Source organism: Maribacter sp. MJ134 (genome assembly GCF_003970695.1).
Taxonomy (GTDB): Bacteria; Bacteroidota; Bacteroidia; order Flavobacteriales; family Flavobacteriaceae; genus Maribacter.
Genome location: NZ_CP034570.1, coordinates 3,406,907 through 3,423,208, shown reverse-complemented (window position 1 = coordinate 3,423,208; position 16,302 = coordinate 3,406,907). Strand labels below are relative to the sequence as shown.

The 16,302-nt window shown below is 39.7% G+C and carries 15 protein-coding genes; 10 read left to right on the top strand and 5 right to left on the bottom strand.

Features of this window, described 5'->3' with window-relative positions; genetic code table 11:
• Window positions 1–49: 49 nt before the first annotated feature.
• A complete protein-coding gene (locus tag EJ994_RS14795; RefSeq protein WP_126593192.1) occupies window positions 50–676 on the bottom strand; it encodes a GntR family transcriptional regulator in 627 nt (208 codons plus the stop codon).
• A gap of 64 nt (window positions 677–740) precedes the next feature.
• Window positions 741–1,220: an acyl-CoA thioesterase gene (locus EJ994_RS14790; protein WP_126593191.1), complete on the bottom strand. Its 480-nt coding sequence runs from the start codon at window positions 1,218–1,220 to the stop codon at window positions 741–743.
• Window positions 1,221–1,337: 117 nt separating this feature from the next.
• Here EJ994_RS14790 and EJ994_RS14785 point away from each other — a divergent pair, with 117 nt between their 5' ends.
• Window positions 1,338–2,312 carry an NAD(P)H-dependent flavin oxidoreductase gene (locus tag EJ994_RS14785; protein ID WP_099574252.1) on the top strand — a complete coding sequence of 325 codons (975 nt, stop codon included), beginning with the start codon at window positions 1,338–1,340 and terminating at the stop codon, window positions 2,310–2,312.
• A gap of 12 nt (window positions 2,313–2,324) precedes the next feature.
• Here EJ994_RS14785 and EJ994_RS14780 read toward each other — a convergent pair whose 3' ends face one another.
• Together EJ994_RS14780 and EJ994_RS14775 are read right to left on the bottom strand one after the other, a co-directional pair.
• Complete coding sequence (locus tag EJ994_RS14780) at window positions 2,325–3,968, bottom strand: FAD-dependent oxidoreductase (protein WP_126593190.1); 1,644 nt, start codon at window positions 3,966–3,968, stop codon at window positions 2,325–2,327.
• Window positions 3,969–3,970: 2 nt separating this feature from the next.
• Complete coding sequence (locus EJ994_RS14775) at window positions 3,971–4,252, bottom strand: UBP-type zinc finger domain-containing protein (protein WP_126593189.1); 282 nt, start codon at window positions 4,250–4,252, stop codon at window positions 3,971–3,973.
• A gap of 156 nt (window positions 4,253–4,408) precedes the next feature.
• On the opposite strand from EJ994_RS14775, the gene EJ994_RS14770 reads away from it, so the two are divergent.
• The 9 genes from EJ994_RS14770 to EJ994_RS14730 all read left to right on the top strand — a co-directional run bounded on the left by EJ994_RS14770 (window position 4,409) and on the right by EJ994_RS14730 (window position 15,968).
• Window positions 4,409–5,371: a YheT family hydrolase gene (locus EJ994_RS14770; protein ID WP_126593188.1), complete on the top strand. Its 963-nt coding sequence runs from the start codon at window positions 4,409–4,411 to the stop codon at window positions 5,369–5,371.
• A 123-nt stretch (window positions 5,372–5,494) separates the two neighbouring features.
• Window positions 5,495–5,974, top strand: coding sequence for a c-type cytochrome (locus EJ994_RS14765; RefSeq protein WP_099574248.1), 480 nt, complete (start codon window positions 5,495–5,497; stop codon window positions 5,972–5,974).
• 134 nt (window positions 5,975–6,108) lie between these two features.
• Entirely contained in the window at window positions 6,109–6,813 is a 705-nt protein-coding gene (locus tag EJ994_RS14760) for a membrane or secreted protein (protein WP_126593187.1), read from the top strand.
• Between the two features lie 747 nt (window positions 6,814–7,560).
• Entirely contained in the window at window positions 7,561–7,854 is a 294-nt protein-coding gene (locus EJ994_RS14755; protein WP_126593186.1) for a GIY-YIG nuclease family protein, read from the top strand.
• 910 nt (window positions 7,855–8,764) lie between these two features.
• The gene (locus tag EJ994_RS14750) at window positions 8,765–11,584 is read left to right on the top strand and encodes a DEAD/DEAH box helicase family protein (protein ID WP_126593185.1); all 2,820 of its coding nucleotides are present in this window, start codon (window positions 8,765–8,767) and stop codon (window positions 11,582–11,584) included.
• On the top strand, window positions 11,584–13,104 hold the full coding sequence (locus EJ994_RS14745; protein ID WP_126593184.1) for a restriction endonuclease subunit S: 1,521 nt from the start codon (window positions 11,584–11,586) through the stop codon (window positions 13,102–13,104). The genes EJ994_RS14750 and EJ994_RS14745 overlap by 1 nt, the downstream gene beginning before the upstream one ends.
• A 39-nt stretch (window positions 13,105–13,143) precedes the next feature.
• Entirely contained in the window at window positions 13,144–13,239 is a 96-nt protein-coding gene (locus tag EJ994_RS17650) for a type I restriction-modification system subunit M N-terminal domain-containing protein (RefSeq protein WP_241240798.1), read from the top strand.
• 118 nt (window positions 13,240–13,357) lie between these two features.
• On the top strand, window positions 13,358–14,449 hold the full coding sequence (locus tag EJ994_RS14735; RefSeq protein ID WP_126593183.1) for a Fic family protein: 1,092 nt from the start codon (window positions 13,358–13,360) through the stop codon (window positions 14,447–14,449).
• A gap of 1 nt (window position 14,450) precedes the next feature.
• A complete protein-coding gene (locus tag EJ994_RS14730; RefSeq protein ID WP_126593182.1) occupies window positions 14,451–15,968 on the top strand; it encodes a class I SAM-dependent DNA methyltransferase in 1,518 nt (505 codons plus the stop codon).
• On the opposite strand, the gene EJ994_RS14725 is transcribed toward EJ994_RS14730, so the two are convergent.
• Window positions 15,969–16,298 (bottom strand): hypothetical protein, encoded by a 330-nt coding sequence (locus tag EJ994_RS14725; protein ID WP_126593181.1) that lies wholly within the window; start codon window positions 16,296–16,298, stop codon window positions 15,969–15,971. It abuts the gene before it with no gap.
• Window positions 16,299–16,302 lie beyond the last annotated feature (4 nt).

Here is a 16,302-nt window from a genome sequence, read left to right as displayed (position 1 = left end):
GTACGCTTTATTTGTCAAAATATGTTGCGGCTAAAATACTTGTAACCCCCTACCCGCAGTAAAAGGCGTCCTTTGATCGCTCAATATGTGCTGCCATAAGCTGTGCCGCTTTCTTCGCATCTCTTTGGTGAACGGCAGAAACAATGTTAAGGTGGTCTTGAATCACTTCTTGCTGGGGAATATCTATTAGCCCTATAAGTTCCATGGAGGACAAGAAGTTACCTTGCTGATAGAGCTCGTAAAGTTTTTGGTTACCACAGTTTTTCATGATCAAATAATGAAAGTACACATCTATCTTATGGAAAACCGTATGACTGCGTATCCCTTTTTCAAAGGGCACCAACAGATTTCTTAAATCATCTATTCGTGCCTGTGGGGCCAAATGGGTAAATAACTCCGTGGCTTTTGTTTCCAGTACAATCCTGCAATCAAAAGTTTCCAGGATTTCTTGGGTACTTAATTCTCTGACCCGCATACGTCCAAAGGGAGAATGAACCAGAATGGACTCCGTAGCCAATTGCTCTAAGGCCTTGTTCAGAGGGTCTAAACGTATCCCTAACATTTCAGACAAGCGTTCTTGAAAAATAGTTTCCCCAGGAGACAATTTCTTGGTCACTATCATTTTCTTAACCTGTGTGTAGGCCACCTCTGCGTGTTCTTCGCTAAATTGATGCATGTAAGAATAAAATTACAAGCCTAATATACAATGACACGACCTTTATATCCAAATACAGGGCTAATTATCCGTTTAAATCCTTCGGAGTTTTGGCAAATTTACGGGTATCCTCCTTCGTGAGCACCCGGAATCCGTCCGCTTTTTCGGCGGCACTGAAACGTTTTAGAAAATCATTGGTAAGCCCTGTCAGTTTTCTGGTCTTTAAATCCATCCAAGCCCCCATCATTTCACAATGGGCAAAATTTTCACCCTTATGATTGTAGAAATTATGGTGAAATTCAAAAAATTGGGCATCCTCGCTCATTCCCATGATTTCCATGGAAACCTTTACAGGCCTTCCGGGGAAGGCTTCCTTAAAATAGTACATGTGCTCATAGAACACCACGGGACCTATTTCATGCTGCGCCAAAGTTTTTTGGTCAAACCCCAGTTCCATTAAATAGGCCATACGGGTATGGCTCATATAGTTTAAATAAGCGGAGTTGGCCAGATGCCTATTAGCGTCCACATCGCTCCATCTAATTTCAAATTCCTTTAGGTACATTGTTATATTTTTTGCTATGCGTGCATAATACCTGATAAAAATACCATAGTTTTGGAAGACAACGGAAAAATCCGTGTGATTTTTTTATTTAATTTTCTATCATTAATACGCTAAACGATGTCTACAAAACCCGCTTTTATCAAAGAACTTTCGCTACCGGCCATTGCCGCCCCAATGTTTTTGATCTCTGGTCCAAAACTGGTCATAGAATGTTGCAAGAACGGAATCGTAGGCACCTTCCCAGCGCTGAACCAGCGCACAAGTGAAGGCTTTGAAGAATGGTTGATAGAGATAAAAACGGCGCTTCAGGAGTTTGAAGAGGAAACCGGCAAGAAGGCAGCACCATTTGGTGTAAACCTTATTGTGCACCCAACGAACCCTCGTTTGGAGGCAGATGTAAAACTTTGTGTAAAACATCAAGTTCCTGTCATTATAACCTCGCTTGGTGCGGTTTCTATGGTCGTGGATGCCATACACAGTTATGGCGGGGTAGTTTTTCATGATATCATTAAAAAGAGACATGCCGAAAAGGCTGCCGAAGCGGGAGTGGATGGTTTAATCCTTGTTGCCGCTGGCGCAGGGGGCCATGCAGGTACCATTAACCCAATGACCCTGGTTGCGGAAATCAAAAAATTCTTTCATAAAACGATTATCCTCTCAGGTTGTATCAGTACTGGTAGGGACATTGCTTCGGCCCTTCAGATGGGAGCGGATTTGGCCTACATGGGCACGCGTTTCATCAATACCACAGAAAGTAAAGCTACGCCAGAATACCGTAAGATGATTATTGATGCTGGTGCAAGTGATGTGGTATACACCGCAGCGATTTCAGGCGTACACGCCAACTTCTTGGGCGCTAGTTTAAAAGCTGCAGGCATTACCGAGGAAGACCTTAAAAAGGATGTGAAAATAGATTTTGGCAAGGAACTGGATACCGAGGCCAAAGCTTGGAAAACCATTTGGTCCGCCGGTCAAGGTTCTGCACTCATCGAGGACAATCCTTCCGTATCCGAACTTGTGGAGCACCTAAAAACCGAATTCACGGAGGCTATTCAGGAACAACTTAAGGTGCTGGAAACCTACCCGAAGTAATCATACCGTGTTTTAACTACTCTTCGCATTCAGCTCACCCAAGAACTGGTGTACTTGACTAATGGCCATAGAACCTTCTCCCACGGCCGAAGCAACTCTTTTTACGGAACCTTTTCGTACATCGCCCACGGCAAAGAACCCAGGAATGCTTGTTTCTAGGGACTGCGGTTTTCGATTCCCATAAATCTCACAGGTATAAAGGTCTTCCTCCGCTATTCCCGGCCCGGTACAAATAAATCCTTTTTCATCGGTGGCCACCAAATCCTCTAACCATTCCGTACAGGGTTTCGCCCCTATGAACGTAAAGAGATTGGTTATCGCCTTTTCTGACTTGCCTTCACCCCTTTTAGTTAGGATGACCGATTCCAAATGGTGGTCTCCCCTAAGTTCAGTGACCTCGGTATATAATTGCACGTAAACATTCTCCGATGCTTCAATACGCTGCACCAGATAATCGCTCATTTTGGCACCCAGATCACCTCCGCGCAGAATAACGTGTACCTCCTTGGCATGGGCCGCCAGAAACAGTGCAGCTTGCCCGGCCGAGTTTCCACCACCTACCACACCAACTATCTCATCTTTACAGGAACTGGCGTTCATTCCCGTTGCGGAATAGTAAACACCACTGCCTTCGTACTGCTCAATATCCGTTAAGGGTAACTGGGAATAATTGGCCCCTGTCGCAGCCATTAAGGCTTTTGATTTTATGACCTTACCATTGGTGGCACATAGCATAAAATGGTCCCCGGTGTGCTGAATCTTTTCCGCCTTATGGGGAATGGAAATATTACAGCCAAACTTCTGTGCCTGTACATAGGCCCTATTGGCAAGGTCGTTACCTGATATTCCCGTAGGGAAACCTAGGTAATTCTCAATTTTAGAACTCTTCCCCGCTTGTCCGCCCGGGGCATTGCTATCTATGGTCACCACACTAAGTCCTTCTGAAGCAGCATACACACTCGCCGCCAACCCGGACGGACCCGCACCTATGATCAGCAGATCAAATACCTTATCCTCAAAATCCATCAGTACGCCCGTATACCGTGCTAGTTGTTCTAAAGTGGGCTGCTTACAGACACTGGCCTCACCATTCATTAAAATGGGCAGTGCCTCCTCTTTTAGACTAAAATGGGCCAGCAGTTCTTTTGCTTCTTGGGAAGTATCAATATCCAAAAAGGTATACCAGATGTGGTTTTTATCCATAAAATCCCTTATAGTATAGGTAGCTTTGGAATTTCCTGAGCCGACCAGTTTTATACCGCCGGTGTAATTGGAAAGCACGGCCTCCTGTCTCAGTAAAAAGGCATTTAATAAGACATCACTGATATCGCTATGTTTGGTGATGGCCTCCTTTAGGCGTGCCGGAGAAATACGTAACAATGTCGTTCCCGCTTTCGCTTTGGCTACAAATTGCGAGGCCCTATGACTTAACATACTGCTGTCACCGGAAAATTGATTCTTATGGTGTTTCACGATCACATCATCGGAATTTGCTCCCGCAATGGTCAAGGTTCCTCTCAGTACTACGAAAAAATCGTACTGGGTATCCCCTAGGGCGATGGTAACGGTTTCCGTATCAAAGGATTCCGTACTTCCGTATGCTTTTAAGGTATTTATTTGTCTTTGGGTAAGCTCTGGAAAACGAGGGTCTTTCATATTTATAAGTGGTATTTGGCAAGGATTTCATGTTCGTAACACCAGGCCCATCTTTCCTTAGGCTCGGCAGAAATAATAATAGGATGACTACTTTGAGCAGCGTGTTTGCTAGCATGTTTATTGGGCGAGCTATCGCAGCAAAGCGTTACTCCACAAGACTGGCAAGTACGCAAATGTACCCACGAAGCTCCTATTTTAATACATTCCTCACAGGTATAGGATTCCGGTTTTCTTAGTTCCGTAATCGCTTCGAGATGTTCACAAACCTTTCCCCTGAATTTCATATTTAAAGTTACGACAAAGTTTATATTTTTTTGTTCGATGATGAAATGGTTTCTTCTTTTGGCTGTTCTATAAAGCCCCGCTCATCTAAAAAAAAGTGGAGCTTACAAATAATCAGTATATTTAGAAAGATCGAATACCCCTAAAACCGACCTGCAATGCCCCTTGTCAGCTCTAACTATGACCCGCCTCTTTTTTTTAAGAACGGCCACCTCGCTACCGTCTATTCCGGACTCCTAAGAAAAGTGACCGGTATACCGCAAGAACGGCAACGCATTAGCCTGCCCGATGGGGATTTTCTGGATTTGGACTGGAGCCTTCCTACCGCTCCTACAACAAAAGTAGTGGTGGTGCTCCACGGTCTGGAAGGCAATGCACAACGGGCCTACATCCAAGGTAGTGCAAAGGCATTGGTCACTGCAGGTTATGCGGTCTGTGCAGTTAATTTTAGGGGATGCAGCGGTGAACCCAACACCTTGTACCGGTCCTATCACTCCGGAGCTACGGAAGATTTAATAGCGGTGGTGGACCACATTCTCCACACCAAAAAATATACACAAATCTATTTAAAAGGCTTTAGCTTGGGCGGCAACCTCCTCCTAAAATATTTGGGCGAGGGCACTAGCGTTCCGGCGGAAATCAAAGGCGCGGTTGCGGTCTCCGTTCCCTGTCAGTTAGCGGATTCGCTTTCGCAGCTCTTGTCCTTCAAGAACTTGGCTTATGCAGCACGTTTTAAAAAGAACCTGGTGGAAAAACTAAAGGCCAAGCAACAGCTATTTCCGGAAAAAATATCGGATGCGGATATTAAAAACGTAGTGACGCTCAAGGATTTTGACGATATCTATACCAGCAAGGCCCACGGGTTTACCGATGCCATGGATTACTACACCCAATGTAGTTGCCTGCAGTTCCTAAAAAATGTTCAAGTGCCATCGCTTCTTATCAATGCGCAGAACGATTCCTTTCTCGGGGAGGAATGCTACCCCATTGAAGAGGCCAAATATAGTAGCGCCGTTTTTCTAGAAATTCCCAAATATGGCGGACACGTAGGATTTCACGGTACTTCAAATTTTACCTATACGGAACGGAGGGCGGTGGAATTCTTTTCTAAACTGGGTTAAAGGCAACACAGCATGAAAAATTCACAAGAAAAAATCATTTTGTATCGTATCGCAAGCCGCTGCTACGGATAAAAATTCCTATCTTAGACCTTCTAATAACAACAACGCTTAAAAGACAAAGAAATGCGAAAACTACTCACCTTATTAGTGCTAAGCGCCTTAGTGATAAGCTGTGGCGAAAAGAAGGAAGAAAAGAAGGATGGTTTTGAAATGAACCGTGCCAAGAAAGAAGTGAAAGCTGCGGATACCTCCGAAGGTGTTCCCGTGGATATGGACAATAAAGGAGTAGGACCCATAAAATCGGTGAGTTTTGCGGATGATATCGATGCGGAAATGGCCGCTGCCGGTGAAGCTAAGTATCAAGCCATCTGTACGGCTTGTCATATGGCGGAACAACGAATGATAGGTCCAGCCTTAAAAGGTGTTTACGAGCGTAGAAGTCCGGAATGGGTGATGAACATGATTTTAAATCCTGATGGAATGCTCAAGGAAGACCCTATTGCAAAAGCACTTTTAAAAGAATACAACAACGCTATTATGCTGAACCAAAACCTTACCGAGGAAGAAGCACGAAACGTTGCAGAATACTTAAGAACCTTATAGTTCTAAAATACAAGGTATTAAATGCCCTTATCCTTTACCGGATAAGGGCATTTTTTTATGCACTTCCAGGGCCTGTACCGTTTGCGATTGCACTGAAAAAGTAGTACTTTATTGGCTCTTAAATTCTTGCTATTATGAAAAAATTTGCCGGTTATTTTCTTGTATTGTTCACCTGTAGTTTGGGCTATACCCAGTCCTTAGTTGGCGCCTGGGAAGCCACTATGGAAAAGGACGGTCGCACGCTAAGAAACGTGGTCATCTTTTCGGCATCGCACCAAGTAGCTACTTCCTATGATGCCAAGACGGGTGACTTTGTAGGCACCAATGGTGGTTCGTGGTCCTTGGCGGATAATTCCCTTACCGAAACGGTGGAGTTCCATTTTGAAAAACCCGAACGTGTAGGTACGACGAGTAGCTTTGAAATTGAGCTAACGGCGGACGAACTAAAACTAAAAGACTCGAATACCGTATGGAAACGAATTGATAACGGCACTCCCGGTGCCTTAGCCGGTGCCTGGTTGATTTCCGGGCGTATGCGCGACGGAGAAATCCAAAAACGAAATACGGACCGTCCCAGAAAAACCATGAAAATACTATCCGGAACCCGCTTTCAATGGATTGCCTACAATACCGAAACCAAGGAATTTATGGGCACCGGTGGCGGCACGTACACCACAGTAGATGGCAAGTATACCGAGCACATAGAATTTTTCTCCCGAGACAATGCACGCGTAGGCGCCAGCCTAGAATTTAACTACGAGCTTAAAGATGGGGACTGGCACCATTCCGGTCTTAGCAGCAAAGGAAAACCCATTTACGAGATTTGGAGTCTGCGGTAGGATTGCTTTGCATTCGGTTCCGCTCAGGTATCGGACACATAATATATATGTCACTTCGAGTGTTTTCAACGAAGCGATAGCGAAGTTGAAAATGTATCGAGAAGCATTCGTGTTCCATTGCGTTCTCGATACTATTTGCTGTCCTCGACTACGCTCAGCCATCAAATCACTCGAACTGACAGAAGAGAAAAACGAGATGTCACTTCGAGTGGTTTTTTCACCACAGGGAGCGATCCCGAAGCTTCGGGAGTAAAGAAAAGCTTATTTGTCACTGAACTCTCTTCTAAAACCTATTGTCACTTCGAGTGAATTTTCGAGGCACGAGGAAATTAGTATCGAGAAACTCATGTGCACTAAAGGGTTCTCCCCCGAAGTCTCGGGAACAATGCCTCTTACAGGGCGCCACTCGAACTGACAAAAAGAAAAACAAGATGTCACTTCGAGTGAATTTTGTGAGCGGTCACTGAGCGGAGTCGAAGGGTATCGAGAAGCTTACATATTACAATTTCCTCAATAGCTCTATTGTCACTGAACTCTCTTCTAAAACCTATTGTCACTTCGAGTGTTTTCAACGAAGCGATAGCGAAGTTCAAAATGCCTGTCCTGAGCGGAGTCGAAGGGTATCGAGAAGCTTTTGTGTTCCATTGCGTTCTCGATACTATTTGATGTCTTCGACTCCGCTCAGCCAACAAATCACTCGAACTGACAACGCATATCCATTCAATACAATTTTGCTATTTTAACATCATGAAAATATTTTACGTTTACCTTTTAAAATGTTCGGATGATAGCTATTACACTGGAATAACATCAGATTTAAGCGAACGAGTGGAATCACATCAAAACGGAAAGTATAAGGACAGTTACACCTCTTCTAGAAGACCAGTTCAATTGGTTTTCTATTGCGAATTTACCGAACCTCAACAAGCTATTGAGACCGAGAAACAAATCAAAAAATGGTCAAGAGCGAAAAAAGAAGCATTAATTCAAGGTGAGTTTGAACGTCTTCCCAATCTTGCAAAGAAAAAATTTAACCGATAAGTATTTTAGTAAACCTGATTGTCACTTCGAGTGGTTTTTTCACCTCAGGGAGCAATCCCGAAGCTTCGGGAGTAAAGAAAAGCTTATTTGTAACTGAACTCTCTTCTAAAACCTATTGTCACTTCGAGTGAATTTAAGAGGTACGAGGAAATTGGTATCGAGAAGCTTAAATGTTCCAAAGAGCGATGCCCTGAGCGGAGTCGAAGGGTTCTCTCCCGAAGTCTCGGGAACAACGCCGCTTCCAGGGCGCCACTCGAACTGACAGAAGAGAAAAACGAGATGTCACTTCGAGTGAATTTTGTGAGTGGTCACTGAGCGGAGTCGAAGGGTATCGAGAAGCTTACATATTACAATGTCCTCAATAGCTCTATTTTCACTGAACTCTCTTCTAAAACCTATTGTCACTTCGAGTGAATTTACGAGGCACGAGGAAATTAGTATCGAGAAGCTCATGTGCACTAAAGGGTTCTCTCCCGAAGTCTCGGGAACAACGCCTCTTACAAGGCGCCACTCGAACAGACAGAAAGAAAAGCGAGATGTCACTTCGAGTGAATTTTGTGAGTGGTCACTGAGCGGAAGTGAAAATGTATCGAGAAGCTTACATATTACAATGTCCTCAATAGCTCTATTGTCACTGAACTCTCTTCTAAAACCTATTGTCACTTCGAGTGAATTTTCGAGGCACGAGGAAATTAGTATCGAGAAGCTCATGTGAACTAAAGGGTTCTCTCCCGAAGTCTCGATACAACGTCTCTTTCAGGGCGTCACTCGAACTGAAATAACGCAAACTTTAAACTAAAACCTCTTTTTGTAAGGAAATCCTTAAAAATTACGTAAATGCCCTTTTTAATGCGAAGTTGAAGCCTTATTTTGGTGGTACCATTAACTCCTCCACAAAAGATTTTACAAGTTGAACCAAAATCCAGAACAAATAGCACGTGATAAAATTGACGAAATGCTACGTGAAGCTGGATGGTTAGTTCAGTCGAAAAGGAAAGTTGACTTATCTACTGGAAAGGGAATTGCTGTTCGTGAATACCAAACAGATGTTGGACCTGCCGATTATGTTCTGTTCGTAGACCGAAAACCTGTCGGAATTATAGAAGCAAAACGTGAGGACGAAGGTCACAGACTTACAGTTGTTGAGGAACAATCTTCAAATTATGCCAACGCAAAACTAAAATATTTAAATAATGACCCTTTGCCTTTTGTTTATGAAAGCACAGGAACAATAACACGTTTTACAGATTATCGAGACCCAAAACCAAGAGGTAGAAATGTTTTTAGTTTTCATAAACCAGAAACAATTGCAGAATGGTTAAAAAAAGAAAAAAGTCTTCGAGAAAGATTGTTGTCAATTCCTGCATTAGATGAAACTGGACTTCGTCCTGCTCAAATTGTTGCGATTAATAATTTGGAACATTCTTTCAAAAAAAACAGACCAAAAGCCTTAATTCAAATGGCAACTGGTGCTGGAAAAACATTTACAGCAGCAACTTTTGTGTATCGTTTGCTAAAACACGCTGATGCAAAACGTATTTTGTTTTTGGTTGACACCAAAAACCTTGGCGAACAAGCAGAGCAAGAGTTTATGACCTTTCAGCCAAATGATGACAATAGAAAATTCACAGAACTTTACAATGTTCAGCGTTTATCATCAAGTTATATTGCTTCAGATAGTCAAGTGTGTATTTCAACAATACAACGCCTCTACGCTATTCTAAAAGGAGAAGAACTGGACGAAAGTGCAGAACTTGAAAACCCTAATGAAAACTCATGGCTTCAAAATAAAATGTCCAAAAACAAAGCTGTTCCTGTTGAGTACACACCAAAAGTACCCATTGAGCAATTTGATTTTATCGTAATTGACGAAGCGCACCGTTCCATTTATAATTTATGGAAACAAGTACTAGATTATTTTGATGCTTTTTTAATTGGTTTAACGGCAACACCAGATAAAAGAACCTTCGGTTTTTTTAATGAAAACGTTGTTAGTCAATACACATACGAAGAATCGGTAACAGATGGTGTAAATGTGCCTTATGATGTGTATACGATTGAAACGGAGATTTCTCAAAAAGGTGAAATCATAAAAGCAGGTTGGTTTGTTGACAGACGAGATAAACTAACTCGTAAAAAACGTTGGCAACAAGAAGATGAAGACACCGAGTACAAACGCAACGATTTAGATAAAAAAGTAGTCAATCCAAGTCAAATTAGAAATATAATTCGCGAATATAAAAAAGCATTAAAAACGACTATTTATCCAAATCGTATTGACGAAAATGGAGATTACGAAGTACCAAAAACGTTAGTGTTTGCAAAAACAGATAGTCACGCAGACGATATTATAAAAATCATTAGAGAAGAATTTGATGAAGGAAATGACTTCTGTAAAAAAGTAACTTACAAAATTGAGGAAGACCCAAAATCGGTATTGAATCGTTTTAGAAATTCGTATTATCCAAGAATTGCAGTTACAGTTGATATGATTGCAACAGGAACAGACGTAAAACCTTTAGAGGTTTTATTGTTTATGCGAGATGTAAAAAGTATTAACTATTTTGAACAAATGAAAGGTCGTGGAACACGAACTATCAATAGTGATTCTTTACAATTAGTAACAAAAACAGCCAAAACCAAAACACATTTCGTTATTGTAGATGCTGTTGGTGCCACCAAATCTAAAAAAACGGACAGCAGACCTTTAGAACGTAAACCTTCTGTTCCTATGAAAGATTTATTAGGAGCTGTAACAATGGGTGTTGCAGACGAAGATTTGTTTTTGTCTTTAGCAAACCGATTAATTCGTTTAGAGAAACAAATTACAGAAAAGGAAAAAGATAGATTATTGGAATTTTCTGGTGGTAAGAATTTGAAACAAATGACGGCAGCATTAATTACTGCTTTCGACCAAGATGTAATTGAAACGAAAGCACAAATTGAGATTGACAAAATTCCTGTTCAAGACCAAACACCTGCTTTAATTGAAGACGCAAAAAAGAATGCACAAGAACAATTAATTTTAGAAGCAAGTAAAACGTTTAATGGAGAATTAAATAGTTATTTGGATAATGTTCGTAAACAACACGAACAAATTATTGACAGCGTAAACATAGATACGGTTACAAAAAGCGAATGGGAAACCACCTCTGTAGATAAAGCAAACGAAATTGTAAAAGACTTTACCGAATATTTAGAAGCCAACAAAGACGAAATTAAAGCCTTGAGCATTTTTTACAACCAACCTTATAACCGCAGAGACATTACGTTCAAAATGATAAAAGAGGTGATGGAGAAATTGCGAATGGATAAACCTTTATTGACTCCACATCTCGTTTGGGATGCTTATACTCAGGTCGAAAATGTCACCCTGAGCGGAGTCGAAGGGAGCAAACAGCCTAAAGACGAATTAACTGCATTGGTATCTTTAATTAGAAGAGCTTGTGGTATTGATAGTGAATTAAAAGCCTACGATAAAACCATTGAAAACAATTTTAAAACGTGGATTTTTAAGCAAAACGCAGGACAACACAACCGCTTTACAAAAGAACAATTAGATTGGTTACGAATGATAAAAGACCATGTAGTGAGCAGTTACCATATCGCTTGGGACGATTTGGATTATACACCTTTTGATGCCAAAGGCGGAAAAGGAAAAATGCATCAATTATTTGGCAACCAAATGAATGACATTATTAACGAACTCAATGAAGTACTAGCAGCATAATGAGAGAAGATTGGGTTGAAATTGAATTAGGAAAATTATGTAAATTTTCACAAGGAGTTCAAGTGCCGAAAGGAAAACAATATACCGAGGACATTGAAAATAGAGTTCGTTTTTTAAGAATTATTGATTTTACTCAAGGTAAAGATGAACCTCGTTACATCGATAAACCAAATGACATAAATATTGTTGCTAAGGGTGATATTTCAATGGTACGATATGGTGCTACAACTGGATTTGTATGTTCTGGTATTTCAGGAGCTATAGCAAACAACATATTTAGAATCATACCAGAAATAAACATTTCTAAACGCTATTTATATTTTTTTTTAAAGTCACCAATTTTTTATCAAATGATAATTTCAAGAATTAAAGGTGCAGCAATGCCAGCTATAAGTTTCGGTTTAATAAAACCAATAATATTTCCACTACCACCTCTAGTTGAACAAAAAGCAATCGTCAAAAAAATAGAAGAATTATTTAGCAGTTTAGATAGTGGTATTGCAGACCTAAAAAAAGCACAAGACCAATTGATTGTTTATAGACAAGCGGTTTTAAAAAAGGCTTTTGAGGGAGAATTGACCAAAGAATGGCGAGAAAAACAAACCAGCTTACCTTCTGCTGATGAATTGTTGGAGCAAATAAAAGAAGAGCGACAAAAATATCAAGAACAGGAATTATCTAAATGGAAAGATGCAGTTAAACTTTGGAAAAACGAAGGAGCAAATGATAAAAAACCTGCAAAACCAAAATTCATAAAAGAATTAATCAGTCTAACTGATGACGAATTGGAGAAATTACCAACTTTAAATAAATATTGGCATTGGGTTAAAGCAGATAAAATTGCAAGTCACGAAGCTAGTTCATTGAAAGCTGGCCCTTTTGGTTCATCTTTAAAAAAAGAATTTTACAAAGAATCTGGTTATAAGATTTATGGACAGGAACAAGTAATCGCAAACAACCATAAGATTGGTTATTATTATGTAAATCAAGAAAAATATGATTCTTTAATAAACTGTGCTGTAAAACCTTATGACATTCTAATTTCTTTAGTTGGTACTGTTGGTAAAGTATTGGTTTTACCAAAAGATTGTGAAGACGGAATTATTAATCCTCGCTTGGTTAAAATCTCTCTTAACAAATTTTATGATTCAATCTTTTTCAAATACTATTTTGAAAGCGCTTTCTTAAAAAGTTTATATAGTTTAAAAGCTCACGGAGCAACAATGGATATTCTAAATTTGGGTATAATAAAAGAGCTTCCTTATCCTTTATGTTCAAAGCAAGAACAACATCAAATTGTTCAAGAAATTGAAAGTCGTCTATCGGTTTGTGACAACATAGAAGAAAGCATAAAAGAAAGTTTAGAAAAAGCCCAAGCCTTACGCCAAAGCATTCTTAAAAAAGCATTTGAAGGCAAACTGTTAAGCGAAGAAGAAATAACCGCTTGTAAAAAACATAAAGATTATCAACCTGCTTCTGTTTTATTAGAAAAAATTAAAGCAGAGAATAAACAAAAGTAAAAATGACAGACTCAAGTATAATATCAAAAATATGGAACCTTGCTAACCGTACTACGTGATGATGGTGTTGGTTATGGAGATTATTTAGAACAAATTACCTATTTGCTATTCTTAAAAATGAATAAGGTGCACTAATAGTTTAAATCTTCATATTATTTTCTGTCTCACCGATGAAACATAAAATCCTTTATATCTCATATTTTCATATATTTGAGACACAAAATTAGTAGTAGTGCATGCGTAAGACACAAATATGAATCCGTACCAACCCAAAGAATTACCGCTTAGAAACATTGAGTGGGAACAACTCATAGACCTTATGGGTAAGGCAAACCGTTATGTAGCCCGTTACGATGGTTTGTTGCAATCCGTTATTAATCCAGATGTACTACTAGCTCCTTTACGAACGCAGGAGGCAGTACTTTCTTCAAAAATAGAAGGGACACAAGCAACCTTAGAAGAAGTTTTAGAATTTGAAGCAGATGAAGTCGGAGACGACCATTTAAAGGGAGATATTTGGGAAGTGTTAAACTACCGTATTGCATTAAAAGAAGGTCGTGATACCATGAAAACGCGCCCTTTATCATTGAACACGATAAAAGAAATGCATGCTATTTTGATGCGCGGCGTACGAGGTGATAGCAAAGACCCCGGTAATTTTAGACGCATTCAGAATTTTATAGGTTCGCCTGGTTCTACGATTGAAAATGCACGATTTGTTCCTCCGAACGTCCCAACAATGTTAGAAGCACTTGGTGATTGGGAAAAATATATTCATATAGACGATAAGGATGTGTTGGTGCAACTAGCAGTAATTCATGCGCAATTTGAGATTATCCACCCATTTTTAGATGGTAATGGTAGAATGGGACGTATTTTAATTCCTTTGTTTTTATATCACAAAGAAATCATTCAGGAACCTGTTTTTTATCTAAGTGATTATCTAGAAAGTCATCGTTCAGAATACTATGATGCCTTAAAGGAAATTACAGATACTGGCAATTGGACCAATTGGATTCGTTTTTTTCTAAATGCCATCATTGTACAAGCTGAAAAAAATATTGCAAAAACCAGAGAGATCATTAATCTGTATGAGACGGTTAAGTTAGAAATAGCGAATAGTACACATTCTCAATTCTCTATACATTGTTTAGATTCTTTGTTTGTACAGCCTATTTTTTCATCGCGAAATTTTGAAAAACATTCTGGTATTCCAAGAAGTAGTGTAGCTAGACTACTAAATACAATGGTAGAAAATAATATTATAGACCTTGCTCAAAAAGGGTCTGGTCGGCGGCCAACTATATACGCCTTCCGAAGGCTACTTAAAATTGTAAACCAATAACATGACAGACTCAACTATAATTTCTAAAATATGGAACCTTGCTAACGTACTTCGTGATGATGGTGTTGGTTATGGCGATTACTTAGAACAAATTACCTACTTGCTATTTTTAAAAATGGCAGACGAGTTAAATAAACCGCCGTATAATAAAGGTTTAAAATTTCCGAAGTTAAAAGATGTTGAAGGTAATGAGGTTGCAGATGCAGAAATAGCAAATTGGGAGACCTTATCTAGCAAACGTGGTGCAGAATTAGAATCGTTTTACAGCCAATTATTACGAACTCTTTCTACAGAAAAAGGAACGCTTGGACAAATTTTCACCAAGAGTCAAAATAAAATACAGGACCCCGCCAAACTACTTAAAGTCATTAATCTAATTGACAAAGAAGATTGGTCGCTTATGGGTGCCGATATTAAGGGTAAAATCTATGAGGGTCTGCTAGAGAAAAATGCAGAAGACACCAAAAGTGGTGCTGGCCAATACTTCACCCCAAGAGCATTAATTAAAACAATGGTAGCCTGCGTACAGCCAAAGCCCATGAAAACTATTGTTGACCCAGCTTGTGGTACCGGTGGTTTTTACCTGGCAGCTTACGATTGGATTGTAGCAAACAATAAATTAGATCGAGAAGAAAAGGAGTTTTTAAAGAATAAGACCTTTTACGGAAATGAGATTGTAGCTAACACACGTCGAATGTGTTTAATGAATATGTATTTGCACAATATCGGAGAAATAGATGGTGAATCATTCATAAATCCAAACGACGCATTAATTGCAGATGATGGTGAACGCTATGATTATGTGCTAGCAAACCCACCTTTTGGGAAGAAAAGCAGTATGACGTTCACAAACGAACAAGGTGATATTGTTAAAGAAGACCTAAGCTATAATCGTCAAGATTTTTGGGAAACCACATCAAACAAGCAATTAAATTTTTTACAACATATAAAGACGCAGTTAAAAATAGACGGTGAGGCAGCAGTCGTGCTTCCTGACAATATTTTGTTTGAAGGTGAAGCTGGCGAGGAGGTTCGAAAGCAATTGATGAAAACCGCAGAATTACACACTATTCTGAGATTACCTACAGGTATATTTTACGCCCAAGGAGTTAAAGCAAATGTTTTATTTTTCACAAATAAAAAAGGTGGAAAAGAAGCTTGTACCAAAGATATTTGGTTTTACGATTACAGAACGAATGTTCATCATACGCCAAAGAAAAGTCCCATGCGTCAAGAGCACTTAAATGAATTTATCGAGTTGTATAATGGCAAGAACATTAACAAACGTAAAGAGACTTGGAGCGAAGAAAACGAAGAAGGACGATGGCGCAAATACAGTTACGTAGAAATAATTAAGAGAGACAAGACCAGCTTAGATATTTTTTGGCTGAAAGACAAAAGTTTAACAGATTTAGACAATCTACCGGACCCCGACATTCTAGCGAATGAAATCATTGAAAATATAGAATCTGGACTGAATAGTTTTAAGGAGATTATGGAGACTTTAAATGAAAATTAACTACCCTATAGGGTTGAACAAATAAACTAAAACAAACACGGCTATTGCCCCAGATGCGGTAATCGCCGGTTCTTTTTCCAATAAATTAGAAGGTTCAGGTTCACCGTCAGCGTTTTGCAGCATTTGCATGCCATTGTTATCCTTAACATATTTAATTTCGAGCATTCCTGGTATAGAAATGCTGATTGATGCAGCGGCCAATGCAATTAATACCCTAAATACCCAAAACGCAAAGTCTCCATCTTCAAATTTTGCTCGATGTACAATTAAAGTTACTAGAATAAAAGCGACTATCCCAAAGATGAACATATTTCTTGCTGTGTTTTTCATTAGT